This is a genomic window from Kitasatospora sp. NBC_00458 (assembly GCF_036013975.1).
Lineage (GTDB): Bacteria > Actinomycetota > Actinomycetes > Streptomycetales > Streptomycetaceae > Kitasatospora.
In genome coordinates this window covers 907,241-933,970 of the sequence record NZ_CP107904.1, presented here as the reverse complement: position 1 = coordinate 933,970, position 26,730 = coordinate 907,241, and the positions used below count along the sequence as shown (strand labels likewise).

General features: G+C 73.9%; 11 protein-coding genes. 3 read left to right on the top strand and 8 right to left on the bottom strand.

The window, feature by feature from the left end; translation table 11 throughout:
- Position 1: 1 nt before the first annotated feature.
- The 6 genes from OG550_RS03400 to OG550_RS03375 all read right to left on the bottom strand — a co-directional run bounded on the left by OG550_RS03400 (position 2) and on the right by OG550_RS03375 (position 8,600).
- A complete protein-coding gene (locus OG550_RS03400) occupies positions 2-1,531 on the bottom strand; it encodes a Wzz/FepE/Etk N-terminal domain-containing protein (RefSeq protein WP_327674331.1) in 1,530 nt (509 codons plus the stop codon).
- Positions 1,528-2,904 (bottom strand): Wzz/FepE/Etk N-terminal domain-containing protein, encoded by a 1,377-nt coding sequence (locus OG550_RS03395; RefSeq protein ID WP_327674329.1) that lies wholly within the window; start codon positions 2,902-2,904, stop codon positions 1,528-1,530. The genes OG550_RS03400 and OG550_RS03395 overlap by 4 nt, the downstream gene beginning before the upstream one ends.
- The gene (locus OG550_RS03390) at positions 2,901-4,166 is read right to left on the bottom strand and encodes a glycosyltransferase family 4 protein (protein ID WP_327674327.1); all 1,266 of its coding nucleotides are present in this window, start codon (positions 4,164-4,166) and stop codon (positions 2,901-2,903) included. The genes OG550_RS03395 and OG550_RS03390 overlap by 4 nt, the downstream gene beginning before the upstream one ends.
- On the bottom strand, positions 4,156-5,472 hold the full coding sequence (locus OG550_RS03385) for a nucleotide sugar dehydrogenase (protein ID WP_327674324.1): 1,317 nt from the start codon (positions 5,470-5,472) through the stop codon (positions 4,156-4,158). Before OG550_RS03385 ends, OG550_RS03390 begins: the two co-directional genes overlap by 11 nt.
- A gap of 73 nt (positions 5,473-5,545) precedes the next feature.
- The gene (locus tag OG550_RS03380; protein ID WP_327683669.1) at positions 5,546-7,030 is read right to left on the bottom strand and encodes a sugar transferase; all 1,485 of its coding nucleotides are present in this window, start codon (positions 7,028-7,030) and stop codon (positions 5,546-5,548) included.
- A 997-nt stretch (positions 7,031-8,027) separates the two neighbouring features.
- On the bottom strand, positions 8,028-8,600 hold the full coding sequence (locus tag OG550_RS03375; protein WP_327674322.1) for a TetR/AcrR family transcriptional regulator C-terminal domain-containing protein: 573 nt from the start codon (positions 8,598-8,600) through the stop codon (positions 8,028-8,030).
- Between the two features lie 567 nt (positions 8,601-9,167).
- On the opposite strand from OG550_RS03375, the gene OG550_RS03370 reads away from it, so the two are divergent.
- A complete protein-coding gene (locus tag OG550_RS03370) occupies positions 9,168-9,665 on the top strand; it encodes a thioesterase II family protein (RefSeq protein WP_327674320.1) in 498 nt (165 codons plus the stop codon).
- 337 nt (positions 9,666-10,002) lie between these two features.
- Positions 10,003-11,073 carry an alpha/beta fold hydrolase gene (locus OG550_RS03365; protein ID WP_442905919.1) on the top strand — a complete coding sequence of 357 codons (1,071 nt, stop codon included), beginning with the start codon at positions 10,003-10,005 and terminating at the stop codon, positions 11,071-11,073.
- Positions 11,074-11,229: 156 nt separating this feature from the next.
- Here the strand turns inward: OG550_RS03365 and OG550_RS03360 are convergent, their stop codons facing one another.
- Together OG550_RS03360 and OG550_RS03355 are read right to left on the bottom strand one after the other, a co-directional pair.
- The gene (locus OG550_RS03360; protein WP_327674318.1) at positions 11,230-11,727 is read right to left on the bottom strand and encodes a GNAT family N-acetyltransferase; all 498 of its coding nucleotides are present in this window, start codon (positions 11,725-11,727) and stop codon (positions 11,230-11,232) included.
- Entirely contained in the window at positions 11,724-13,058 is a 1,335-nt protein-coding gene (locus tag OG550_RS03355; protein WP_327674316.1) for a DUF6271 family protein, read from the bottom strand. Before OG550_RS03355 ends, OG550_RS03360 begins: the two co-directional genes overlap by 4 nt.
- Before the next feature lie 1,688 nt (positions 13,059-14,746).
- On the opposite strand from OG550_RS03355, the gene OG550_RS03350 reads away from it, so the two are divergent.
- The gene (locus tag OG550_RS03350; RefSeq protein WP_327674314.1) at positions 14,747-26,722 is read left to right on the top strand and encodes a non-ribosomal peptide synthetase; all 11,976 of its coding nucleotides are present in this window, start codon (positions 14,747-14,749) and stop codon (positions 26,720-26,722) included.
- The last annotated feature ends 8 nt before the right edge of the window (positions 26,723-26,730 follow it).

Below are 26,730 nucleotides of genomic sequence, written 5' to 3'. Positions count from 1 at the left end.
CCTACCGCACCTCCTGATCACTGTCCGGGACCCTCGCGGTCCACATCGTCGTCAGTCCCGTCCTGCGGCGGCCCGTGCCGGCGGGCCGGGCCGGCCGCTCGTACCGGCCGCGCGTCGCGGTGCGCGGACCGTCCCACAGCGTGCCGTCGGTCCGGTCGCGCGGATCCGGGTCGACCAGCACCACCCCGACCACCGGAATGCGCTGGTCGGCGAGCTGCCGCGCCACGGTGTGCAGCCACGCGGCACTGCCGTGCCCGGCCCGCACCACGAGCACGGTCCGCGCGCCCAGGTACTGCAGGTCCGTCCACGCCGTGCCCGGCGCCACCGAGCCGACACCGATCCGGCGCTCCTGGCCCGCCGCGTCCCCGGCCCGCTCACCGCGGACCACGGTCGGGCCGCCCTGCTTCGGACGGCCCCTGGTGAGCTGCGGGCCGGGCAGGCCGTCGACGACGACCACCGGCCCCTCCTCCGCCAGCGCCGCGGCGAGGTCCAGGGCGACCGCGCTCGTCGTGCGCGCACAGCCCAGGTCCAGCAGCGACACCGCCTCCGCGGAACCGCGCACCGTGCGCACCAGCGTCGTGGTGAGCCTGGCCCGCGCCGCCCTGGCCCGGCCGAGCTGCCACCGGCCGACCGGCCGCCGGGGCACCGGCCGCAGCTCCGCGATCACCGAGGCACCGAGGTTGGCCGCGATGTCCCGGCGCAGCACCGGGCGGTCCGCCACCACCGAGCCGATCGCCGCCACCGTGAGCCCGACGACGAGCCCGAGGACGAGCCCGATCGCGGCGTCCGTCGCGGCGGTCGTGACCAGGGACAGCCGCACCGCGTGCGGGGCGTCCACGATCTGCGTACCGGCGACCAGCCGGGGCGTGCCGACGTGCGCCTCCGCGGCGCGCCGGCTGAAGTCGGCAATCCGCGACGTGAGTTCGGCCCGGCTGGCGTACAGCGCCTCCAGCTTCGCGGACGCCTTCGGCCCGCTCTGCTGCGGCGCGTCCCCGATGTCCTTGTTGACCTGGGTGAGCTCCTCCTGCATCCGGTCGCGCTGGTCCAGCAGCGACTTCGCCTCGGCGTCCGCGGTCTCCTTGATCCGCCGCACGTGGTCCGCGACGAACGCGTCGGCCAGTGCCTTCGCCCGGGCCACCGCCTCCTCCTCGCTGCCGCCCGTCACGCTGATCTGCAGGAGGTTGTTGGTCAGGCCGATCGCCCCGTACTCCAGCAGGAAGTCCTCCGGCTGCTCCGCCGACCCGAGCGCCTTCAGGGCCGCATCCGCGATCCCCACGGTCTTCAGCAGGGCCGCGTCGGTGCGGATCAGCGTGCCGGGGTCGTTCGGCTGGTCCGCCTGGTGCGCGACCAGGACCGTGGTCACCGCGCTCGGCGGCGCCGGCCGCAGCACCGCCGCCGCCGAACCGGCCAGCAGCCCCAGCAGCGCCAGCAGGCACCAGAAGCGCCGCCGCCTGCGCACCGCGACCACCAGCGACTGCAGGTCCACCAGAGGAGCGGCCGCCGACGGCTCCGATGTCGTACTGGTCGTCACCCCGAGCCACTCCCCGTGTCCTCGGCGCCCACGAGCACCGGCACGGCACCCTCCGGACGACGGCCGGCCGACTGCTTCGAACGGGCCCGCACCGCCGCGGCGACGACCGTGCCGACGACCTCGTGCTCCGCGTCCGCACACGCCTCCGCGATACCCGCGAGCTCCCCGTCGGTCCAGGTGCCCGCGCTGAGGACGACCAGCGCACCGGACTCGTCCCCCCGGTCCGGCACCAGCGGCCGCTCCACCGGCACCCCCACCACCCGCAGCAGCGGATCGCCCCCCGCCTCGGCGACGAGCTGCCCGGCGGCCCGCCGGGCCGGCTCGTCACCGTCCGGGACGACGACCAGCAGCTGCCGCGGAGACGGCGACTGGTCGCGCAGGCGGGCGCACACCCGCCGGTAGCGGACCTGCCGGCTGGCCTCGTCACCGGAGGCGTGCGGGCTCGGCAGGTCCCACCGGACGTCCGTCCCCAGCAGCCGGCGGAGCGCGGCCCGCGGGCCACCGCCCCCCGTCCGCCGCGCCGACCGGTCACCGGACACGTCGACGGTGCCGAGGAACGCCGAACCCAGCACCGCGGCGATCTCCGGCCCGGTGCGCAGCCGGCGGCTCACCCGGGCCGCGGCGAGGTGGCCGATGACCCCGGCCAGCAGGAACAGCAGCGCCCCGCCGACGGTGAGCTGCACCGCCGTCGGCGGCGCCTCGGAGGCCGGCCGGGTGGCGGCCCCCATGACGACCATGTTGGCCTTGCCGGCCGCCGGGTCGACCTGCTCCAGCTTGTTGACGGCCTCCTGCAGCGCGGTCCGCAGCTTCGCGAGCTCGGTACGGGTCTGCACGCTCTCCACGGTCTGCCCCGGATCGGCCGCGTCGGCCAGGTCGGTGATGCGGCGGCTGGCCTGCGCCACCAGCTCCCGCAGCGCCTGCGGCTGCGTCGCCTCCGGCTCGCTGCCGTCGCCCGAGAGCCGCGCGGCGAACGCCACGAACTGCTGGGCCGCCAGGTCGGCGAGCCGCTGCGCCTGCTCCGGGGTGTCGCCCGTCCCCGAGATCTTGATGATGTTGCCGTCCGCGGCCGCGGCGGCCACCCGCTCCCGCAGCTCGCCGACCCCGAGCGCCCCGCCGCCCCCGGACCGCGCCAGCTCGGCGGCCACGCGGTCGAGCACCACCGAACTGGTCGCGATCTGCGCCTGGGTCATCAGCTCGCGCTCCTGCCACGCCCCCGGCAGCAGCACCGACGCCGACGTCGTGTACCGCGGCGGGAACAGCAGGGAACCGCCGTAGCCGACCAGCGCACCCACCACGGCGAGGACGGCGAGGAGCCGCCAGCGCCGTCGGAGGATCCGACCGATCGCGACCAGGCGTATCGCTTCGTCGCTCAACGGCGCGGCCTCTTCCCGGCGCGGCCCGGGCCGCCCGCCGACACCGGGGCGCGGTCACGGCAGGCGGCGGCGTAGGCGGCGAGCAGCGACCGCTGGGAGTTCCGCCAGGCGAGCGGCCCGTTGATCCGCTCCTGGCCGACCTTGCCCATCAGGGCCCGCTTCTCCGGATCGTCCAGCAGCTCCGCGACGAGCTCGGCGAACCGGGCCTCGTCGTTCGCCGGCGCGTAGACGGCGGCGTCACCGGCGGAGACCCGCGCCTCCCGGAGGTCGAACGAGACGATCGGCCGGCCCATCACCATGTACTCCAGGACCTTGTTCATGGTCGACACGTCGTTGAGCGGATTGCGCGGGTCGGGGGAGAGGCACACGTCCGCGGTGGACAGGTACCGCACCAGGTCGGCGTCCGGCACGCGCCCGGTGAACTCCACCTGCTCCGAGAGCCCCAGCCGCCGGGACAGCTCCACCATCGCGTCGAAGGTGTCGCCGCCGCCGACGAACACCGCGTGCCAGTCGGTCCGCCCGCACTCGTCGCGCAGCTTCGCGAGGGCCCGCAGCGCGTAGTCGACGCCGTCCTGCGGCCCCATCACGCCCAGGTAGCACAGCAGATGGGGCTTGCCGCGCTTCAGTTCCGGCTCCGGCGGCACCGGCCGGAACCGCTCGGTGTCGGGCGCGCTGCGCACCACGAAGACGTCGTCCGGCCGCCGGCCGCCGCGGCGCAGCGCGACGTCCCGGTAGCTCTCGTTCGTGGCGAGCACGACGTCCGCGGCCCGGTAGGTCATCCGTTCCAGCGCGCACACACCGCGGTAGAGCAGGTCCTCGCCGCGGTCGAACCGGGAGAGGTACAGCTCGGGCACCAGGTCGTGCTGGTCGAAGACGAACCGGGCGCCGCGCCGCTTCAGCCACAGCGCCGGCAGGAACAGCAGGTCGGGCGGATTGCAGGCGTGGACCACGTCGACCGGGCCGACCCGGCGGGCCAGCCGCGCCGTGTGCCACAACGCGGATCCGTACTCCCGCAGGTAGCCGGCCGGGCCCCCGGTGGCCGCGCGCAGCGGGTAGCGGTGGATCCGCACCCCGTCGATCACCGCCTCCGGCTCCGTGTCCCGCTTGCTCCCCTGCGGGCAGATGACGTCCACCGTCCAGCCCGCGTCACGGAGCGTCGTGCACTCCTGCCACACCCGCCGGTCGAACGGCACCGAGAGGTTCTCCACCAGGACCAGCGCGCGGCGTCCCCGCCCGTCGCCGCCCGTCGCGTCACCAGGCAAGGCCCACGTACCCCTGTTCGGCCCGGCGCGCCTCGGCGTCGGGAAGGTGGATGAGGTCGACGACCACCGGGCTGTCGCCGTGCGGCAGCGCCGCCAGCACGGCCGGGTCCCTGGTCCCGACCACGCACACCTCGGCGTGGTCGAGCACCTCGTCGACGGAGTCCGTGAGCAGCTGCGCGAGGTGCGGCAGCCTGGTCTCGATGTACTCGCGGTTCGCGCCGAGCAGCCGCGAGAGGTTCACGTTGGGGTCGTAGATCCGCAGGTCGTAGCCCTTGCCGAAGAGCCTCTCCGCCAGCTCGACGAGCGGGCTCTCGCGGAGGTCGTCCGTCCCGGGCTTGAAGGACAGGCCGAACAGCCCCACCCGGCGCTTGCCGGTGCGCTCGACCAACTCCACCGCGCGCTGCAGGTGTTCGGCGTTGGAGGCCAGCACGTGGGAGAGGATCGGCACCGCGACGTCGGCCTGCCGCGCCGCGTGGACCAGGCTGCGCAGGTCCTTGGGCAGGCAGGAGCCGCCGAAGGCGAACCCGGGCCGCAGGTAGGCCGGGCTGATGTTCAGCTTCCGGTCGGCCAGGAACACGTCGACCACCTGGTGCGAGTCCACCCCGAGCGCCCGGCACACCGCGCCCAGCTCGTTGGCGAAGCCGATCTTGAGGCCGTGGAACGCGTTGTCCGCGTACTTGATCGCCTCGGCCGTCGGCACCGGCACCCGGAACACCTCGCCGGGCAGCCCGTCGTACAGCGCCGCGACGACGTCGCCGCTCGCCGGGTCGAGCTCCCCGATGACCGTCTTCGGCGGGTCGAAGAAGTCCCGCACACTCGTGCCCTCGCGCAGGAACTCCGGGTTGACCGCCACCCCGAAGTCCACCCCGGCCGTGCCGCCGGCGTACTTCTCCAGGATCGGCACCAGCAGGTTCAGACAGGTGCCCGGCAGCATGGTGCTGCGGAACACCACGGTCTGCCGCCCGCCCCGCTCGGCCACCGCGGCACCGATCTGCTCGGTCACCCGCTCCAGGTACGTCGTGCACAGGCTCCCGTTGGGCTCCGACGGCGTGCCCACGCACACCAGTGACACGTCGCTGCCCAGGATCGCCTCGCGGACGTCGTCGGTGGCCCGCAGCCTGCCGGCCCGCACGACCTCCGCGATCATCTCGCCGATCCGCTCCTCGACCACCGGGGCCTTGCCGTCGTTGACCAGGTCGACCTTCACCCGGTTGACGTCCACCCCGATGACCTCGTGGCCCAGGCTGGCCAGGCACGCGGCCGACACGCAGCCCACGTAGCCGAGCCCCAGGACACTGACCCTCATGACCCGTTCCTCCCCTCGGGCAGGCCCTCTCGGCCCGCCGTCCGCGCGTCGATCGGTCGACGCCCCCCACACATCAGTAGGCCCCCTGGCCGTGAAGCACCGCGCGCAGCGTCTTCCAGAGAATCACCGCGTCCAGGGCGAGCGACCAGTCCTCCACGTACCGCAGGTCCAGCCGCACCGCCTCCTCCCACGGCAGGTCGCTGCGCCCGCTGATCTGCCACAGGCCCGTGAGCCCGGGCTTGACGAGCAGCCGCCGCCGGATGTCCGGCCCGTACGCGGCGGACTCCTCCGGCAGCGGGGGCCGCGGGCCGACCAGCGACATCGAGCCGGTGACCACGTTGAGGAGCTGCGGGAGCTCGTCGATCGAGTACCGGCGCAGCACCCCTCCCAGCCGGGTCACCCGCGGATCCCGGCGGAGCTTGAACAGCAGGCCCGCGCCCTCGTTGCGGTCGGCCAGCTCGGCACGTGCCCGGTCGGCGCCGGCGACCATGGTGCGGAACTTGTACAGCGTGAACTGCCGCCCGTCCTTGCCGACCCGGTGCTGCCGGTAGAACGCCCCGCCCGGACTGTCCATCACCACGAGCAGCCCGACGAGCAGCATCAGCGGGGCGAACAGCACCAGCAGGGCCGTGGCGCCCAGCCGGTCGACGACCTCCTTGACCGCCCGGCGGCCCCCGGTGAAGGCCGGCATGCTGACCCGCAGCATCGGGATCCCGAGCACCGCGTCGACGTGCAGCCGCGGGCCGGCCACCTCCATCAGCACGGGGGCCACCACCATCTCGGCGTCGCCGCCCTCCAGGTTCCAGGCCAGCCGCTGGAGCCGGTCCGGTGACCAGTGCGGGTCCGGTGTGACCGCCACGACCCGGTAGCCGTCGCGCCGCACGTGGTTGGCGACGTCCGTCAGCCGGCCGACCACCGGTACCTCGTCCAGCCGGTCCCGGTTGTGCCCCAGACCGTACGGCGTGCACACCGCCACCACCCGCCAGCCGAGGTGCGGGAACTTGCGGGTCCGGGCGATCAGGTCGCTCACGGTGGCCGGGCTCCCGGCGGCGAGCACCGGGCGCAGGCACCGCCCTTCCTTCCGCTGTTTGTGCAGCCACAGGCGCAGCAGGTACCGCTCGGTCATGGTGACGAGCGTGATCGCGGGGATCGCGACGAAGATCCAGAGCTTGATGTTGCGCGATGTGAGCGCGATCCCGCCGAGTGCCAGCACGACGGCGGCCGTGAAAAGCGACCGTCCGAGCCGGCGGAATTCCTCCGCGCCCTGGCCCAGTACGGCCGGAGCCCATGACCGGGTCATCGCAAGTGAAGCCATCACCAACAGCTCGGTGAAGAAGGCGAGAATTCCCCATTTCTCGTGCCAGTTGGCCGCGTCCCTAACTCCGAAGAAACGGCCGATCGCCGCCACCACGAAGGCGGTGGCCGCGGTATCGCAGATGATCACGGCGCGACGGTACTGCTGCTCCCACTCGATCTCGGGCCGGCTGATTCTCCCGTTCGTCCGACGCCCCCGTGCCGGTATGAACGGGCCGAGTAATTCGCCTTCCCCCTGCTTCACGGCCCCGTCCAGGTCAGCAGTGGGTTCGACGTGTTCGCTCCACACGGTTCCTCCCCCCGGGAGGCTCTCACCTCCCGCCCTGTTCCTCCCCTCGGGAGGCCCCGCCTCCCGTGCCGCGCTGTTCCCAGCTTCGGGAGGCCCCGCCTCCCCCCGAATGGCGAACCGCTGATTGCGGCTCTGCGCGAATGTCCCACCCCGGTGCCGGCGGATGCGAATATCCCGCCGGAGTACTGGGTGTGTGTGGGTGACCGTCAGCGGTTGCTGTCCACGTTCAAGACTCCCTCCCGGGCGCCGAGAACCGATCACCTCCACGTCTTCCGCTGAGGGTGCGGCTGCTGGCAGTACGCAGCACCGGACCCGTAGATCGTTATTTGCCGCTCCGCTTCCGACTGAGCGAGGCGAAAGTCAATCTAGAGCATCGGGGCCACTCGAAGGGGGTGTTGTCTGAAACGTGTGGTCGATATTTGAAGCTTGATCGGTTGAAGTGTGAATGCACGGGATTCCTGGGGAGGAAGGCGTGCATTGTGACGGGTGGTGCGGAAGTGGTCCGGGTCGGAGGGGTGCGGCCGGCTCCGCCGGGCCGGTCCGGCGGAGCCGTGCCGCCCCGGGGTCGCCGCAGGCCGCGGCGGCCGGTCGGATCCGCTCAACTGGGCCTTCCCGTCGGCTGGTTGCCGCTGGAACCGAACGCCGCGGTGACGGGCGCGGGGTCGGACCGGCGCCCGGCGAGGGTGCCCGGCGCGCGCGGGGCGGGCGGGGGCGCAGCCGGCTCGGGCGGAGTGGATCCGGCCGCGGGCCGTCCTCGCGGGAGGCGCCGCCGGTCCGGGCCCCGGCGGGTCGGTGGGGCCGGTGGTCCGGTGAGCCGGCCGGCGGTGTGCGGTGCCGGGCCGTGTGCGGCCAAGTGGGCTGCGGGGCCGGGGGAGTTGTGGGGGCGGGGTGCGCGCGCCGGTCCGCGGTGTGCGTGCCGGTCCGGGGCGGGCGTGCCGGCCCGCCGCCCGGGTCAGTCGCGTTCCGGTGCCCCGGCCGCCCGTTCGAGCCCGTCGAGGATCAGGTCGAGTCCGAAGTAGAACTCGTCGCCGTAGGAGTAGCCCGGACGCAGGACGTGGGCGGTCGCGATCTCGGCCAGGTACGGGTACTCGCCCTCCTGGAAGCGGCTCATGATCGACTCCGCCAGGGCGGCGGTCTCCTCCGGGGAGTCGAGGGGCAGGGCCTTCTCCTGGAGCGCGAACCCGTAGACGTAGCCGTCTAGCACCGAGACGGCGTGGGCGGTCAGCGTCAGCGAGAGTCCGCCCCGGCGGAGGCAGCCGAGGACCGCGTCGTAGTGGCGCAGGGTGGCAGGGCCGGGGTTCGACCGCGACTCCATCAGCCCGATCGCCCACCGGTGGCGGGACAGGGCGAGGCGCATCGAGCGGGCCCGCTTCCGCATCGCCCCGTGCCAGTGGTCGCCGACGGCGGGCGGCTCGACCTCGCCGAAGACGAGGTCGACCATGCCGTCGAGCAGGTCCTCCTTGTCGGCCACGTGGTTGTAGAGGGACATCGCCTCGACCCCGACGGCCTCGCCGAGCCTGCGCATGGAGAGCGTCTCCAGGCCGCCGGCGTCCGCCAGGTGGTGACTCTGCGGAGTCGAGCGGGCGCGGCGCCGACCGGCATTCCTTGACGCGGACCTGTTGTGCGCGATGTGTCCGACTACGGAGGGTGGCATATTCCCCGGCTGCCCCGACGGTGATTCCGGAATGGTGGACCGCTGCCGAACTGTCCTTCCCGCGGGGGTCCGCCGCGGCGTCGCGACGGCTGTCCGAAGCGACCGGATCGGCCGGAAATGATCGTCTGCGGCTGAACCGGGCGGGCAAATCGGCCCAGGGGCCGTTTTCCCAGGTCGGCGTGGTGTTTACGGCCGTGATTCGCCCGGTTGGGCGAGGGTTGCTTGATCAACTGCCCTGGGGTACGATTTCGATCGAAAAGCTAGAAACGATCACGGGGGATGTTCTAGGATTTCATCGGACACGCAGTTGTGCCCGAGCGGCGTTTCGGCGCCGATGCTCACGAGTGTCACACCCTTCTGTCCGGTGATGTCGGTTCCGGCTGCCCACATGCGGCCGGCCCGGTGGAATTCCGGAGAGCGCGGTGTCGTGGGGTCGGTGTGCCGGATCCTGCCGGGAGCGTTTCCGCTCCCACCTTCGAGGTCGCAAGACGCCTGGAGCAGGACGGCCAGGGCCTGAGCAGGGTCTTCGTCTCCGGCAGACGGGCGCCGTCGCGCCCCGGCCCCGACGAGCGGGTCCACCTCCGCGACGACGGCGGCATCGTGGCGGAGATGAGGGAACCGAGCGGCACCGATCCGTCGGTGTTCGCGAGCGAGGAGATCCTGCGCATGGTCCTTCCGGCCCTGCGATCGGATTGCCGCGCCGCCGAGACGTACCGCACCGAGCCCGGTGCCGCCCTGGCCTCCCCGATCACCGCCCTGACCGGCGACGCCGATCCCCGGACCTCGATCGACGGCGCCCGGGCCTGGAGAGAACTCACCTCCGGGGACTTCCGGCTGGAAGTGTTCCCCGGCGGGCGCTTCCATCTGACCGACCGGGACGCCGACGTGATGAATTTCCTCGCGGACCATCTGAACGGGTCGAGCGCGGCGGCCTGACCTTATCCGCCGACATCGGGCCGGAATTCTTCCGGCCGTGCGGCACCCCCTACTCCACAGTCCCCCTCCCGGGGCACTTTCGAGACGACTCCCGACGGCCTTCCACGGAAAGCTTCATGGCTGTGTCCGGCGCGTTCCCGTTCCCCTGAAAAATGCGCTGCGTCGATGATTCCCCAGGCCGTCCCAGCATGTTCGAAAATGGTCCGAGGAATTGATTCCGGCTGCATTCATCCGGATATGAATTCCGGGTAAGCCCCCCTGCCACTGCGCCGACCGGTGCCCGAGGCGGGCCCGTCGTTCCCGGTTCATCGAGCAGGGGTTCGACTCGCTCACGGCGGTGGAGCTCCGGAACCGGCTGAACGACGTGACGGGGCTGCGCCTGCCGTCGACCCTCGTGCTCGACTACGCGACCCCGGAGGCGCTGGTCCGGAGCCTGTGCGGAGAACTCGCCGCCCAGGGCCCGGCCGGGCCGGGGGAGGGGGCGGCCGTGGAGCGGCAGACCGGTCCGGCGGGCGCCCGCACCGTTCCCCGGGGGCCGGTCCCGGCCTCGGCGCCGGTCTCCGACGGCTTTCTCGCCTCGATGTTCACCCAGGCCTACGAGCGCGCGAAGCTGGAGCACGGTCTCGACCTGCTGATCGCGGCCGCCAGGATCAGGGAGAAGTTCGAGGACCCGGCGCCGGTCGCGCTGGCGTCGGACCTGGTGACGCTGGCATCGGCACCGGCCGGGGCGGCCGGGGCGGCGATCGTCTGCTTCCCCACCCTGGGTGCGCTGTCCAGCCCGTACCAGTACGCGCGTTTCTCCGCGCCGCTGGGCGGCCGGCGCGAGGTGCTGTCGCTCCCGCTGCCGGGCTTCGTGAAGGGTGAGCTCCTGCCCGCCGATCTGGAGACGATCGTGGAGCAGCAGGCCCAGGTGATCGAGCGGCGGTTCGGCGACCGGCCGTTCGTGCTGCTCGGGCACTCGTCCGGCGGCTGGACGGCCGCCGCGGTGGCGCGGCGGCTGGAACGGGGCGGTGTGCGGCCGGCGGCCCTGGTGCTGCTCGACACCTACGCCCCGGACAGCCCGCCGCCGGCCTCGATCCAGTACGGGTTCATCGACACCATGCTCGACCGCGGCGACGTCTTCGGAAGCATCGACGACACCCGGTTCAGCGCGATGGGCGGGTACTTCGACGTGTTCGCCGAGTGGCACCCGGAGGCCGTGCCGGTTCCGACGCTGCTGGTGAGGGCGCAGGACCCGCTGCGGCACCCGTCGTCCGAGGCCGGTGAGACCGAGGAGTGGCGCTCGTCCTGGCCGCTGGAGCACGAGGCGTCGACCGTCCCGGGCCACCACTTCAGCATGCTGGAGGAGTTCTCGGAGGAGTGCGCCGTCGCCGTGCACGACTGGCTGACCACCGAGCTCGGCGCCTGACGCCGGTTCCCCGAAGGGGGGCTCCCCGCGCCTGACGCCGGTACCCCGAAGGGGGGCTCCCTGCGATGAGGCACTGCTCATCGCAGGGAGCCCCCCTTCGGGGACTGCCGGTCACCGGAGCCCGGAGGGCCGGAGGAGTGGTGGTGCACCCGCAGGTCAGTGCACCGGCATCGACATGTAGACCGCGCGCCGCCCGTAGGACGCGGGGACGGCCACCTCCCGGTGCGAGCGGTAGCCGATGATCCGCAGCAGGATGTCCGCCCCGCGCACCGCGACCATCGAGATCCGCTCGAAGCCCATCTCCTCGGCCCGCGCCCGGAAGTACCGCATGAACTCCAGCGCGACCTTCCGGCCGCGCAGGTCCTCGGCGATCACCAGGTCGTGCACGTGCAGGTTGTCCGACTCGAACGCGGCGTCCTCGGCCCGGGCGAGGTCCGGGCAGCGCAGCGGCGGGTACGGCAGGCTCAGCAGGTAGCCGCGGACCGTGCCGTCCTGCTCCAGCACGAAGCAGGTCTCCGGCGAGCCGAGGGCGCGGGACTGCAGGGCCTCCCGGCCCTCCGACAGGCCGTCGGCCGCGTAGGCGTCGTGCTCCAGCGCGACCACGGCGTCCCAGTCGCCGTCGGTCAGCTGCCGGATGAGGAACTCGTCGCTCACCCGGCCGCCCCGTCCACGACGGGGTGCAGGCCCTCGGCGCGGGCCGCGGCCGCCATGCCCGCCCAGGCCTCCATCAGCACCACCCAGCGCTCGGCGTCCTCCCGGGCCTCGTCCAGGAGCTGCTCCCGCCGCCCGGCCACCGCGTCCGCGAGGTCGGCGTACTTGCCGCCCAGCTTGCGGTAGGAGCGGTCCAGGACGTCCAGGCAGTGCTCGTTCCCGGCCCGGTCCCAGTCGACGCTCGCCCGCGCCAGCTCGATGATCGGCTCGATCTTCAGCCCGTGCCGTTCGTCCAGCAGCCCGCGGCCGAGGTCGATCATCCCGCCGTAGACCGGGTAGAGGTACAGCATCGAGAGCAGGAGCTTGACGAACCCCATCTGGTAGGAGACGAAGCCGTCGCCGGTGCGGCGCTCGGGCGTGTAGTAGTTGACGATGTGGCGGTTGTGGACGACGCCGGGCATCCGGGAGTGCACCAGGGCGTGCAGCAGGACGTAGTCGCAGCCGAGGGTCCTGAGCGAGGGCAGCAGCGGCAGCACCTCGTAGGCCCGGTGGTCCAGGGCGACGTTGCACATGAAGACGTCCCAGATGTCGGGCACGCCGAGGACGGAGTCGTCGGCGGTGAACGGCTCGGTGCCGGTGCCCTTGAAGGAGACGTCCACCATCGCGTCCCGGTCCTCGTCCGGCCACACCGGCGGGGTCCACAGGCGCACCACGTCGCGGTAGACGTCCGGGTCCAGCTCGCGGATCTCGCCGATGTCCACGTTGAGTTCACCGGTGAAGGAGCCGCTGACCAGCATCACCGGCTTGTCCGCGTCGGCCGGGTCGAGCTCCGAGCGGGTCACACCGGCCACCGCCTCGCCGGCCGGCTTGCCGATCGAGAGCAGCTCGTGGTGGATCGGGAAGACCTTCTGCCCGCCGAGGACCTGGAAGTCGGCGTCGTCGTTGCGCAGGTGCGCCGAGGTGCAGTGCAGGGCGGCCGCGCCCAGGAAGACCCGGTTGACGCAGGAACCGTACGCGACGTCCTGCGGGAGCATCAGGTCGAGCAGCAGCTCGGGGTCGGGGGCGCCGGACCGCTCGGCCGCCCGGCGCAGGAACACCCGCTGCTGCGCCTCGCCGAGGTGGTGCACGAACACGCCCGGAGCGGGGGCCAGCGAGGCCACGGCGTCCGCGTTCTTCGCGAATCCGGGGGCGTCGGTCCGGTCGGTGCTGTCGAGGATGAGGATGTGCACCTCGACCCCGAAGTTCTCGACGGCGTAGGCCGCCTCCTCGGCGAGGTCCACGATGGTGCCGGGGCAGGAACGCATGGTGGGCAGGGCGAGGCAGACTCGTTGCATGGTGTGGGGTTCTCCGTCTGATCGTCAGATTCGTTACAGCAGTGGCCGGTCGAGTGCAGGAGGGTGTCCTGGCGGGCGGCTCCGACCGGTCCGTCGCGCCGCCGCGGACCGGAGCGCTCGTGGTGTCGGAGATCCACGGTGGGGGCCGGCGGGGGTGGTGCGGGCCCCCGCCGCCCGGCCGGCCGAGGACTCCTCGGTGCCGCCGGGGCCGGAGCGGCCGTGGAGTGCGGGCGGCGGCAGGGGGACGTTCGCTGCGGGGAGGATCCGGCCGACGGTCCCGGGGCGGTCGGCGGAGGCACTGCCGTGCGAGGCGGGCCGGACCGGGGGACGCGCCTCCGCGCCGGTGCTCCCCGCCGCGGCCGCGGTTCCCCTGCCAAGGGCCGTGGTGGTGGCGGGACGGGCCCGGACGACCGGCAGGGCCGGGCGGCTCCTGCGCATGCGGCGTCCCTCCAATCGATCGTCGGCCCCCTGGCCTTCGGCCGGACCGGCCGGGGGCCAGGCACGGCCACGCCGCACGGATCACTCGAAGCCGCTGTGAAGTAGTCGAGTCGAGGGCATCGGTGAGCACCGGTCGGTGTCGGTGCCCGGGTCGCGGGGGCTCCGCCGAACTCATGTGGATGGCCTCGCGACACCCACGGTGGACTAGACCAACTTTGGTGTCAACGGGATGCTTTCGGGGATCGCGCGGTGCACGCCGACACTGCCCGATTGGGCAGGTGCCCCTGCCCTCGGCAGGTGGAGAGGGGACCGGCCGCGGCGCGGTGGCACCGTCGCACCGGGGCCGGTCCTCGGGGCCGGTCCTCGGGGCCGGTCCCCGGGGCTGCCGGGACGCCGCCGGGTCGGGTGGGGCCTCGTCGGGCTCCGGCGCGGATCCCCGGGTGGACGCGTGCGGCGGATCGAGGCCGGCCGGAAGCCGGGGACGCGCACCGCCTCCTTGGACCACGGGCCGCCCGCCCGGCTCGCGGACCCGGCCTCCCCGGCGGCCGCGGCGCCGCCGGTGCGCCGCGGGCCTCCGGCCACGTCTCCTGCACCCCCCGCAAACCTCCGCCGGCCCTGCCGGAGATTCCCTGGGCAGGCCGCCTACCTGATCGCTGCGACTTTGAAACGTCCCCGGGGGTCGAAAGGGTGCCGAAAGGGAGGTCGTGGATTCACGATTTCACCACCGGATCAGATCTTCTGCGGTCGGCCGATCCTTTACGGCCCGCCTGCACCGGGTGACCGTTACGCTCCGTCCCCCGGGGCGGTCGGAAGATGACGCTGTGTTCATTGCGATCGTTGTGTGTGGTCGTATAGCGTGGCGGCTGATCACGAAGGGGGAAGGAGTGACGGGGGTCTCTTCTGAGGTGAATGCGACTACTGGGCCGGGCGGCCGAAGTTGCCGACAGCGTAAGTGGTTTGCTGGTCTTTGACGGGCGTGGCCTTGGTGCCTCCCGACTTTCCGACGGTGTGGGGCCACCGCCTTCACACATTTCCGGTGCGGCCTTTTGGTGCTCTTTTGGCGCTCTTTGCTCAGGCGAGGAGTGTCTGTACTTTCATGTGGCCGGGTAGGTCTTGTCGCCCTTTTATTTTCGTCCGCTGTGAATTGCTACGTGTTGATCCGGGCTTTTTCGTAAGGGCCTGGAAGCCTCCGTGATTGGTCCCGGGTCGGGCACCAACGCCGGTTCGACGCTGCCCTGGGATGGATACCGATGGCTGAATCCGTGACGTTCGCCGAGACATTCACCATTACGTCCGAAAACCCGTTGCTGCGAGGTCACGTCGTCTACGGCCGGAACCTTCTGCCGGGTGTCGGCTATGTGGATCTGGTGCTGCAGGTGCTCGCGAGGCACGGCCATGCCATGGCGGACGTCGAGTTCCGGAACCTGACCATCCTGGCGCCGCTCGTCGCGGAGCCGGGCGAGGAGGTCCTGACCACCGTCGAGGGACGTCCCGCGCCCACGGAAGGGTGGCGGATCGAGGTTCGCAGTCGGCGCGGGCGGGAAGCGGATGTACTGCACGCGTCAATGACGGTGCGTCCATCGTCGAGCGCCTTCCCGGACCGGCTGCCGGTGCCGCTCGCCGGAGTGGAACGGCAAACGTCGCTCGCCGATATCTACGAATGGCTGCGCGAGCACGAACTGGTTCACTCGGGGCTGATGAAGGTCGACGGCGTGGTGCATCACCGCCGTGAGGACCTGGTCGTGGAGCTGGAACTCCCCTCGGCGCGGCCGGGCGGTGCGGACGGCTTCCTCTTCCACCCGGCGCTGTTCGAGGCGGGGCTGCTCGGTGGCAGCGTGAACAGCCACATGCTGCACGAGGGAAGCGGGGGTGACCCGGGCGAGGCCCTCTACCTGCCGCTCGTGTTCGAGTCGTTCCGGGCGATCGCCCCGCTGGGCAGGCGCTGCTTCGTCAGGGTCTCGGCCGACTCGACCAGCAGGGACGAGGAACTGATCCGGCTGGCGGCCGAGTTCTACGACGCGAGTGGGGCGAAGATCGCCCAGGTCGGCCGACTCGCGGCCAAGCGGGTCCGGTCCGTGGCGGCCCTCGACGTCCGGGGCGAGCCCGCCCCGCAGGCCACCGCCCCACAGGCCACCGCCCCACAGGCCAGGAACACCGCGGCGGGGCGGGACGTCGTCGCCGTGCTGCGCGAACTGGTCGCCGCGCGGCTCGGGGCGCCGCCGGCCGAGGTCGGCTCGCACACGGGCTTCTACCAGCTCGGACTGTCCTCCGTCACCCTGGTCGGTCTGGTGGGGGAGCTGGAGGAGCGGTTCGCGATCGAGCTCTCCCCGACCGTCGTCTTCGAGCGCACCACGATCGCGGAGCTGGCGGCCTGGCTGGACGAACGCCTCACGGAGGCCGGCGGCCCGGCGGCCCCACCCCCCACCGGCGCGCCCCTGCCGGTCGGCGGCGGGCCGACCGGCGCGGCGGGCGTGGTGTGCGGCGAGCTGGTGGAGGAGATCGCGGCGCTGCTCGGAGTGCCGGTCCGGCAGATCGATCCGGAGGCCGGGTTGACGGAGCTCGGGTTCGATCCAGTCGCCCTGGCCGCTCTCGCGGAGCGCCTGAACGGCCGCTACGACCTGGCGCTCACCACCACCGTGCTGGTCGCGCAGCCGACCGTGCGGGAGCTGGCCGAGCACGTCCACGCCTGCCGGGGTGACCGGGTCGTGCCCGCGCCCGTGGTGCCGGGCGCCCGGCCGGCGGCCTCGACGCCGACGCCCTCGCCCTCGCCGACGCCGGTGACGGCGAAGACGGACCTGCACCCGATGCTGCACCGCGCCGTCCCCCTCGATTCCGCCGTCGCGTACGAGACCCGATTCGACGGGGGCGAGCCGTACCTGAGGGACCACCTGGTGCGCGGCGCCCGCGTGCTGCCCGGGGTCGCCCACCTGGAGCTGGCGCGGGCGGCCGTGTCCGCCTGGTTCGACGCACCGACCGCACAGCGGGTGCGGCTGGAGGAGGTCGTCTGGCTGCGCCCCGCATTCTGCGGGCCCGACGGGCTGGAGCTGCGGGTCACCGTGCGGCAGGCGGTCGGCGGCGCGGACTTCGAGATCACGGCTCCGAACGACGGTGACGCACGGTGCTGTCAGGGCCGGGCGTACCTGGTCGACGACCGCGCCGAGGGCGGCGAGGACGAGTCGGACGGTCTGGAGACGGCGCGGGCCGGCTGTACCGGCGCGGAGGTGTCGGCGGCGCGGATCTACGACCTCTTCGCCCGGTTCGGCCAGGAGTACGGCCCCGCCCAGCGCTCGCTGGCCGGTCTGCGTACCGGCACCGACGCAGCGGGGCGCCCGCAGGCGCTGGCCGAGCTGCGGCTCCCGGTCGCCGCCGACCCGCTCGCCGGGTGCCTGCTGCACCCGGCCCTCCTGGACGGGGCGCTGCAGGCCACCGCGGGCCTGTGGCTCGGGGAGGACGGCGCGGCGGACCGATCGGCCGAGCCCGCCCTGCCGTTCGCCGTCGAGCGGGTGGACGCCCACCGTGCGATCCCCGCTCGGGCCTTCGCCTGGGTCCGGTACCGGCCGGGCGGCGGTCCGGCGGGGGCGCGGACCCCGGTGGACGTCACGGTCTTCGACGAGCGGGGCCGGGTGTGCGCCGACCTGTCCGGGCTGCGCACGCGTGCCCTGCCCGGGGGACCGGGGGAGGCCGCGGCGGTTGCGCCGGAGGCGGCTGCGCCCCGGACCCGGGAGGCGCGGGCGCCCCGGACCCCGGAAGCGGCCGCGGGCGCGGCCCCGCAGGCGGCGTCCGACGCGGGCGCCGGGATCGACGTCGCCGTCATCGGCGTCGCCGGCCGCTACCCGGAGGCGGCGGACCTGGACGAGTTCTGGGAGAACCTCAGGTCCGGCCGCGACTCGGTGCGCCGGGTCCCGGCCGAGCGGTGGACGCGTCCGCAGTGGGCGGGAGAGACCGACCTCTGGGGTGGCTTCCTCGACGGCATCGACCTGTTCGACCCGCTGTTCTTCCGGATCTCGCAGCGGGAGGCCGAGCACCTCGACCCCCACGAGCGGCTGTTCCTGGAGTGCGCGCACCACGTCCTGGAGGACGCCGGGTACACCGGGGACGTGCTGGACCGCACGAGCGGCGGCGTCGGCGTCTTCACCGGCGTGATGTACCAGGACTACCAGCTCTACGGCGCGCAGGCCCAGGACCGCGGCCAGGCGGTGGCGTTGTCCGGGAGTGCGTCGTCGGTCGCGAACCGGGTGTCCTTCGTCTACGGGTTCACCGGGCCGAGCATGAGCGTGGACACCATGTGCTCGTCCTCGCTGACCGCCATCCACCTGGCCTGTGAGGCGATCCGCAGCGGCCAGTGCGGGGCGGCGCTCGCGGGCGGCGTCAACGTCACCGCGCACCCCAACAAGTACCTGATGCTGGGGCAGCGCAACTACCTCTCCAGCGACGGTCGCTGCCGCAGCTTCGGGGCCGGCGGTGACGGCTACGTGCCCGGCGAGGGGGTCGGCGCGGTCCTGCTCAAGCCCCTGGACCGGGCGGTGGCGGACGGCGACCACATCCACGCGGTCATCAAGGGCACCGCGCTGAACCACGGGGGGCGGACCAACGGCTACACCGTGCCCAGCCCGGCGGCCCAGGGCAGGGTCGTGGGCCGGGCGCTGGCCGCGTCCGGCGTCGACCCCCGGTCGGTCGGCTACATCGAGGCGCACGGTACGGGTACCTCGCTGGGGGACCCGATCGAGGTCGCCGGGCTGGTCAAGGCGTTCGAGGAGGCCGGCACAGGGCCGGAGCAGTGCGCGATCGGCTCGGTCAAGTCCAACATCGGGCACGCCGAGAGCGCGGCCGGCATCGCCGGGGTCACCAAGGTGCTGCTCCAGATGAGGCACCGCCAGCTCGTGCCCAGCCTGCACGCGACCACGCTCAACCCGCACATCGACTTCCCGCGGACCCCGCTGCGCGTGCAGCGGAGCCTGGAGCCCTGGCGGCGGCCCACGGTCACGGACGGCGGGCGGAGCCGAGGCCTTCCCCGGACGGCGGGGGTGTCCAGCTTCGGCGCGGGCGGCTCGAACGCGCACGTCGTCCTCACCGAGTACGAGATGCCGCAGCCGCAGCCGGGCCCGGCCGGTCGGCCCGCGCTGATCGTGCTCTCGGCCCGCAGTGAAGCCCAACTGGTCGAGCAGGCACGGCGGTTGGAGGCGCGACTGGCCGAGCTGACGGAGGCCGAGCTGGCCGGCGTCGCCTGGACGCTGCAGACCGGCCGGGTGGTCCTGGAGGAGCGTCTGGCCTTCGCGGCGGACTCGCGGGCACAAGCCAGGGCCGTGCTCGCGCGGTTCGCGGCCGAGCCGGACCGGCCGGACGGCTGGGTGCGCGGCACGGTGCTCACGGAGGTCGCACCGGACGAGGCGGAGCTGGCGGGCGCCCTGGAGGACTGGACCCGGGAGGGCTCGGGCGACCGGCTGCTGAGGCTGTGGGCCGCGGGCACCCCGGTGCCGTGGGAGGCGGTGCCGACGGGTTCCGGTACGGACGGCTCCGGCCGCACGAGCGGTCCGGGACCGAGGCCGCGCCGCGTGCCGCTGCCCGGTTACCCGTTCGCCCGCGAGCGCTGCTGGATCGAGCTCGACGGGGCGGCACCCGGCGGGGTCCTGCCGGACCGGGCTCCGACGGAGGCGAGCGGCCGGGACGGGAACGGGCCGGACGGCGAAGTGGTGCTGCTGCTTCCGGGCTGGGTGCCCGGTGCGGAGCTCGACGGGGCAGGCGCAGCGAACGGGTTCGCCGCGCACCACGTGACGGTCGTCGGCGGCCTCTCCGCGGAGGAGCGCGACGACCTGCGGGCCGGACTGCCGCCGAGCGCCGACTGCCGGTTCGTCGCGCCGGCGGACGGTGCGTTGGACCGGCAGTACACCGAGGCCGCACAGGAGGTGCTCGCGCGGCTCCAGGAGGTCCTGCGGCCCGGCCTGCCCGGCCCGGTACTGTTCCAGGTCGCCCTGGCGGGGCCGGCCGCCGCCGGCCCTGAGCGAGACCGGCTCGCCTGCCTGCGCGGCCTGTCCGGGCTGCTGCGGACGGCCGGTCTGGAGAACCCCCGGCTGCACGGGCAGCTCGTGGACTGCCTCGACGGAGCGTCCCCCGCCGCCGTCGGCGCCCGGCTGACGGCCGAGGCCGGCGGCCCCGGCCCCGAGCCCGAGGTGCGTTACCGCGACGGCCGCCGGTACACGGCGGTGCTGGAGGAGACCGGCCCCGTCGGCGCCGCGACCGCGCCCTGGCGGGAGGACGGCGTCTACCTCGTCACCGGGGGCGCCGGCGCGCTGGGCCGGATCGTGGCGGGGGACATCGCGGCCGCGGTCCGCCGGGCCACGGTGGTCCTGGTCGGCCGCTCCGCCCTCTCCGGGGAGCGGCAGGACGAGGTGGACGCGCTGCGCGCCGCGGGGCTGACCGTGGAGTACCGGCGCGCGGACATCGCCGACCGGGCGACCGCGGCCCGGCTGATGGCCGACGTGGTCCGGGAGCACGGGCCGCTGACCGGCATCGTGCACGGTGCGGGCGTCCTCGCGGACCGGCTCGTCGTCGGCAAGCTCCCGCAGGAGCTGGACCGGGTCCTGGCGCCCAAGGTCGCGGGGCTGGTGCACCTCGACGAGCTGACCCGTGATCAGCCGTTGGAGTTCCTGGTCTGCCTCTCCTCGGCCAGCGGCGCCTTCGGCAACGTCGGCCAGGCCGACTACGCCGCCGCCAACGCGTTCCTGGACGCCTACGCGGTGTACCGCAACCGCCTCGTCGCGGCGGGGCGGCGCACCGGCAGGACGGTGTCCGTCGGCTGGCCGCTCTGGGCCGACGGCGGCATGGGAGCGGACCGGGCCGTCACGGAGCGGCTGCGCGGCATGGACCTGGCCCCGCTCGAATCCGCCCGGGGGCTCGCCGTGCTGCGGTGGGCGCTGACCGACCCGGACGCCGCCGGGGACGGTCGGCTGACCGTGCTCGCGGGCCGGCGCGAGGCGCTGGCCCGGATCACCGGCAGGGCGATCCGGCCGGGGGCGACGCACCCGGCGGCGGGCGCGGCCGCGGCCGGGGACCGGGTCCCGACGTCCGAGGCCGCGGGGGCCGGGGACCGGCTGCTGGAGGACCGGGCGGTCGGCCACCTGCGGAGGGTGCTCGCCGACGTCCTCAAGCTCGGTCCGGAGCGGCTGAACCCGGACGTCGAGCTGGAGCGGTACGGCATGGACTCCGTCCTGGCGGTCGACGCCGTCACCCGGCTGGAGGGGGCCTTCGGCCCGCTGGCCAGGACCCTGCTGCTGGAACTGCCGACCCTGCGGGAGCTGGCGCGGTACTTCGCGGCCGAGCATCCGGAGGCCCTGCGCGCCCTGCTGGGCGAACCCCGACCCGAACCCGAGCGCCGACCCGAACCCGAGCGCCGACCCGAACCCGAGCACCGCCACGAACCCGAGCACCGCCACGAACCAGAACCCCGGCCCGAACCGGCAGCCGCCCCCGCGGAGCCGCCGACCGGCCCCGCCGGGGGCGCGAAGACCACGCCCGTACCGGAACGCGCGGCGCTCCGGTCCACGGAACACAGAGGGAACTTCATGGACGTCGCCGTCATCGGCATCGCCGGCCGCTATCCGCAGTCGGCGGACCTGGACACGCTGTGGACGCACCTGCGGGACGGGAAGGACTGCGTCACCGAGCCGCCCGCCGACCGCTGGGGCGAGGCGGAGCGGTCGGGGCTCTGGGGCGGGTTCCTCGACGGCATCGACATGTTCGACGCGGCGCTGTTCGGCGTGTCGCCCCGCGAGGCGGCGGCGATGGACCCGCAGCAGCGACTGTTCCTGGAGACGGTGTGGGAGCTGCTGGAGGGCTGCGGCGTCACCCAGGAGGTGATCGAGCGCCGGTACCGGCGGAGCGTCGGCGTCTACGTCGGCGCCTCCTACCTGCAGTACCGGGCGGACGCCTCCGACCCCGCGCTCGCGGCGCTCACCTCGACGGCGTCGTACAACATGATCGCGAACCGGGTCTCGCACTTCTTCGGGCTGGAGGGGCCGAGCCTGGCCGTCGACAGCATGTGCACGTCCTCGGCGATGGCCCTCCACCTCGCCTGCGCCGACCTCCAGCGCGGGGAGTGCGAGGCCGCCGTCGTCGGCGGGGTGAACCTGGCTCCCCGGCCGGACAAGTTCCTCGGGCTGGCCGGGATGCGGATGCTGGGCAGCGGTCCGGACAGCCGGAGCTTCCGCGACGGCGACGGCTACCTCCCGGCCGAGGCCGTGGGCGCGGTCCTGCTCAAGCCGCTGGACGCCGCACTGCGCGACGGGGACGAGGTGCACGCCGTCATCAAGGGAACGGCCTCGCTGCACAGCGGTCGCGCCAACGGCTTTCTCACGCCCAGCCGCCGCGCCCAGGTGACCGTCATGCGCCGGGCGCTGGAGCGGTCCGGTGCCGAGCCGGCGTCGATCGGCTACGTCGAGGCGTCGGCGAACGGCACGGCGCTGTCCGACGAGATCGAGGTGAGCGCCCTGCGGGAGGTGTTCGACGGGGTGGCCGAGCCCGTGGTGGTCGGCTCGGTGAAGTCCAACCTCGGGCACCCGGAGGCGGCCTCGGGCATCGCGCAGCTCACCAAGGTCGCCCTCCAGCTCCGGCACCGGGAGCTGGCCCCGCTCGTCGGCGCGGGGGAGGCCAACCCCAACCTCGCGCTGGCCGGCGGGCCGCTGACGCTCTGCGAGCGGCTGACCCTCTGGGAGGAGCGCGAGGACGCGGACGGCCGTCCGCTGGCCCGGCGTTCGCTGATCAACTCCGTCGCGGCGGGCGGCAGCCACGTCAGCCTGGTGGTCGAGGCGCCGCCGCGGGCGGCGGTCAGGCGGGCCGAACCCGACGACGCCGGGCGGCACCTGCTGGTCGTGTCGGCCGCCGACCCGGCGCGGCTGCGCACGGCCGTGGGCCGACTGCTGGCGTTCCTCGACCGGCGCGACGCGGTGAGCCTCGCGGACGTCGCGTACACCCTGCAGCTGGGCCGTGAGGCGATGCCGGCGCGGTTCGCCGTGGTGGCCGGAAGCGTTCAGGAGCTGCGGGCGTCGCTCGCCGCCTTCCTGGCCGGGGCGGACGGTGCCGCGGCGGCCGAGGCCCCGTCGGGACCGCTGCCGCACACGGGCAACACCGACGACGGGTCGCTCCCCCTCATGGCGGTGCTCGAAGGGGTCCGGGGCGAGGCGTTCGTCTCCGCGCTGGTCGCCGACCGTGATCTGGAGCGGCTCGCCGAGCTGTGGGTGTGCGGCGCCCGGATTCCGTGGGGCGGGCTGTACGCGCGGCGCAGGCGTCCGGTGGCGCTGCCGGCCACCGCCTTCGAGCGGTCGAGCCACTGGCTCGCCGGGACGCCGGCCCGGCCCGTGCCGGCGGGTACGGCCCCGGCCGGCCGGCCCGAGCCCGTGGCGCCCGCACCGGCGGACCCGGAGCCCGTGTCCCCGGACACCCGACTCGCCCCGTCCACCCGGACCCCGGCCTCCGAGCCCGGCCCCGCCGCCCCGGAACCCGTCCGCGCTCCGGCCGGCCCGGAACGCGTGGTCGTCGAGGTCTGCGCCGAGCTGCTCGGCTTCCCGGCGGACGAACTCGGCCCCGAGGACAGCTTCCTCGCGCTGGGCGGCCACTCGCTGCTCGCCCACCACTTCGCCGACCGGCTGCGGGCACGAGGCGTGCTGAGCGACCCGCCGAGCATCCTGCGCGCCCGCGACCTCGCGGAGATCGCCCGGACGGCGCAGCCGGTGCCGGGGCCCGCCCCCGTCGAGCCCGCCCCGGTGACCCCCGCCCACTCCGGCACCCCGCCCGTGCCGGCCGGGATCCCGGCCGGCACCACCCGCATCACCCCCGAGATGCTGCCCCTGGTCTCCCTCACGGAGCAGGAGCTCGCGGCGGTCGTCGCCGCCGTGCCCGGCGGGGCCGCGAACCTCCAGGACGTCTACCCCCTCGCCGGGATGCAGGAGGGCATGCTCTTCCACCACGTCCGGGACGACGCGCACGACCCGTACGTCTCCTCGGGACTTCTCGCCTTCGCGGACCGCGACCACCTGGACCGGTTCGCCGCGGCGCTGACGGCGGTGATCGCCCGGCACGACGCGCTGCGCACCGTGATCCTCTCCGACCGGCTCGGCACACCGGTCCAGGCGGTGCTGCGCCACGTGGAGCTCGTGCTGGAGGAGACGGAGATCCGGGCGGGAACGCCGGCCGTGCACCAGCTGGCCGAGTCGGTCCGCAACGCCCCGAGGATGCCGCTCGACCGGGCCCCGCTGATCCGGCTGCGGGCCGGTCTGGAACCGGGCACCGGGGTCTGGCACGCGGCGCTGAGCCTGCACCACGTGCTGCATGACGCGTCGTCGCTCGGCCTGCTGTTCGCCGAGATCGCCGCGCACATGGACGGCCGGGCGGACGACCTGCCGGAGCCGGTGCAGTACCGCGACTTCGTCGCCCACACCCGGCGGCGGCCCGCCGGGCCCGATGCCGCGTCCTTCTTCACCGGGCTGCTCGGTGACGTCACGGAGCCGACCGTGGTGTTCGGCCTGCACGACGTGCACGGCGACGGGCGGCAGGTCGTCGAGGCGCGCCGGTCCCTGGACGACGGCCTGGGCCGACGCGTCCGCGACCTGGCGGCCGAGCTGCGGATCAGCCCCGCGACGCTGTTCCACGTCGGCTGGGCGCTGACCGTGGCGTCCTGCGCCGACCGCGACGACGTGGTGTTCGGCACGGTTCTGTCGGGACGCCTCCAGGGGCCCGCGGGCACGGACCGGATGCTCGGGAGCTTCATCAACACCCTGCCGGTGCGCCTCGACCTGGCCGGCCGGAGCGTGCGCGACGCGGTCCGGCGGACCGGGGAGCTGCTGCACGAGCTGGTCCGCCACGAGCAGGTCCCGCTCACCGAGGCCAGGGCGCACAGCGGCCTGCCGGGTCGTGAACTGCCGCTGTTCAACGCGATCTTCAACTACCGTCACCTGCCGAGCGACGACGGCATCGCCGCCCGGCTGCAGCGGGTGGGCGTCACGCCGCTGTCGGACGTCTTCGAGCGCAGCAACTTCCCGGTGACCGTCTCGGTCGACGACCTCGGCCACGCGTTCCGGATCGACGCGCAGATCCACCGGGCCCAGGACGCCGACGTCGTGATCGACTGCCTGGAGGCCGCCATGGCCTCCCTGGTCGAGGCGCTCGGCGACGAGGAGCGCGCACTCTCCCCGGCCCTCGGCCTGTCCGTGCTGCCGGCCGCGATGCGGGACCGCGAACTCGTCGGGTTCGCCTGGGAGCCGGTGACGACCGAGGCGGCCGACGCCAGGTCGGAGCGCCGGCTGCACGAGTGGTTCGAGCAGGAGGCGCGTGCCGTCCCGGACGCGGTGGCGGTGACCTGCGAGGACCGCTCCCTGACCTACGCCGAGCTGAACGCGCGGGCGAACCGGCTCGCCCGGTACCTGAGGGCGCTGGGCGTGGGGCGCGAGTCGCTGGTCGGGCTCTGCCTGCCGCGCGGGGAGTGGCTGGTGGTGAGCGCGCTGGCGGTGCTGAAGGCGGGCGGCGCGTACGTGCCGCTGGACCCGTCGGCGCCGGTCGAGCGGCTCGCCCACGTGCTGTCGGACAGCGCCCCGAAGGCGGTGCTGGTGGACGGCGCGCTGCCCGAGGGCCTCGACGCCGGCGGCGCCCGGGTGGTGGACGTCCCCGGGCACGCCCCCCGCTGGGAGGCGCTGCCGGCCGGCGACCCGGAGCCGGAGGCCGGCGCCTCGCCGAAGGACCTGGCGTACGTCATCTACACCTCGGGTTCGACCGGCCTGCCCAAGGGGGTGATGGTCGAGCACCGCAACGTCGCACGGTTCTTCGTCGCGGCCCAGGAGTGGTTCGGCTACCGGGAAGGCGACGTGTGGACGCTGTTCCACTCCTTCGCCTTCGACTTCACGGTGTGGGAGATGTGGGGCGCGCTGCTGCACCGGGGCCGGCTGGTCGTGGTGACGCAGGACGTGGCGCGCAGCCCGCGCGACTTCTACCGCCTGCTGTGCGACGAGGGCGTCACCGTGCTCGGCCAGACGCCCACCGGGTTCGGGCAGCTGATCGCGGCGCAGGGGGACGACGGCGCCCCGCACCGGGTGCGCACGGTGCTGCTCGGCGGTGAGGAGCTGGACGCCGCGCCGCTGGCGCCGTGGTTCACCCGGCCGATCAACGACGGGACCGAGCTGGTGAACATGTGGGGGACCACCGAGACGACGGTGGTCACCACCTACCGGGTGGTCACCGAGCCGGACACCCGCCTGACCACCAGGCCGATCGGCGGGGCGATGCCGGGCATGAGCGTGTACGTGCTGGACCGGCACGGCGACCCGATGCCGACCGGCGCGGTCGGCGAGCTGGTGATCGGCGGTGAGGCGGTGTCACGGGGCTACCTGAACCGGTCGGAGCTGACCGCCGAGCGCTTCGTGGCGGACCCGTTCGCCGGGACGCCGGGCGCCCGGATGTACCGGACCGGCGACCTGGGACGCCGACTGGCGGACGGCTCGCTGGAGTTCCTCGGGCGCAACGACGGCCAGGTGAAGATCCGCGGCTACCGCATCGAACTGGGCGAGATCTCCACCCGGCTCAACGAGCACCCCGCCGTCGCGGAGGCCCGGGTGGTGGTACGCGGCCAGGGCGACGAGCGGCGCCTGGTCGGATACGTCGTACCGGCGCAGGGCAGCCTGGGCGAGCCCGGCGGGCCGCAGGAGCAGGAGCTGCGGGAGCGGCTGGACAGCGCGCTGCGGGCGGCGCTCCCGCCGTACATGGTGCCGTCCGCCTACGTCCTGCTGGACGCGCTGCCGCTGACCGGCAACGGCAAGCTCGACACCGCCGCGCTGCCCGAGCCGGAGGCCCCGGCGCGGTCCGCGCGGAGCGGGCCGGCGGCCCCGCTCACCGACACCGAGCGGATCGTCTCCGAGGTGTGGGCCGAGCTGCTGCACACCGACGCGGGACTGCTCGACGCGGAGAGCGGATTCTTCGAGTTCGGCGGCAACTCGCTGCTGGTGACCCGGCTGATCAACCTGATCAAGCAGCGGACGGGCGCCGAACTGACGGTCCAGGCGGTCTTCGACGCGAACCGGTTGGGCGAACTGGCGGCCGTGCTGGAGCGCGGCCTGCCGGACCCCGGCGCCGGCGCCGCACTCGACCTCGACGCGATCAGCGAGAGCATCGGCCTCATCGAGAGCCTCTCCGACGCCGAGCTGGACGCCCTGGACATCGACAACGCCGTACCCGGCATCGAGAGCTAGAGAGGCCG

What these genes read in the sequence shown, in the direction of transcription:
- OG550_RS03375 (WP_327674322.1), bottom strand. Translation starts at nt 8,600, where the DNA reads ATGCGCAGGCTCGGCGAGGCCGTCGGGGTCGAGGCGATGTCCCTCTAC.
- OG550_RS03385 (WP_327674324.1), bottom strand. Translation starts at nt 5,472, where the DNA reads ATGAGGGTCAGTGTCCTGGGGCTCGGCTACGTGGGCTGCGTGTCGGCC.
- OG550_RS03350 (WP_327674314.1), top strand. Translation starts at nt 14,747, where the DNA reads ATGGCTGAATCCGTGACGTTCGCCGAGACATTCACCATTACGTCCGAA.
- OG550_RS03355 (WP_327674316.1), bottom strand. Translation starts at nt 13,058, where the DNA reads ATGCAACGAGTCTGCCTCGCCCTGCCCACCATGCGTTCCTGCCCCGGC.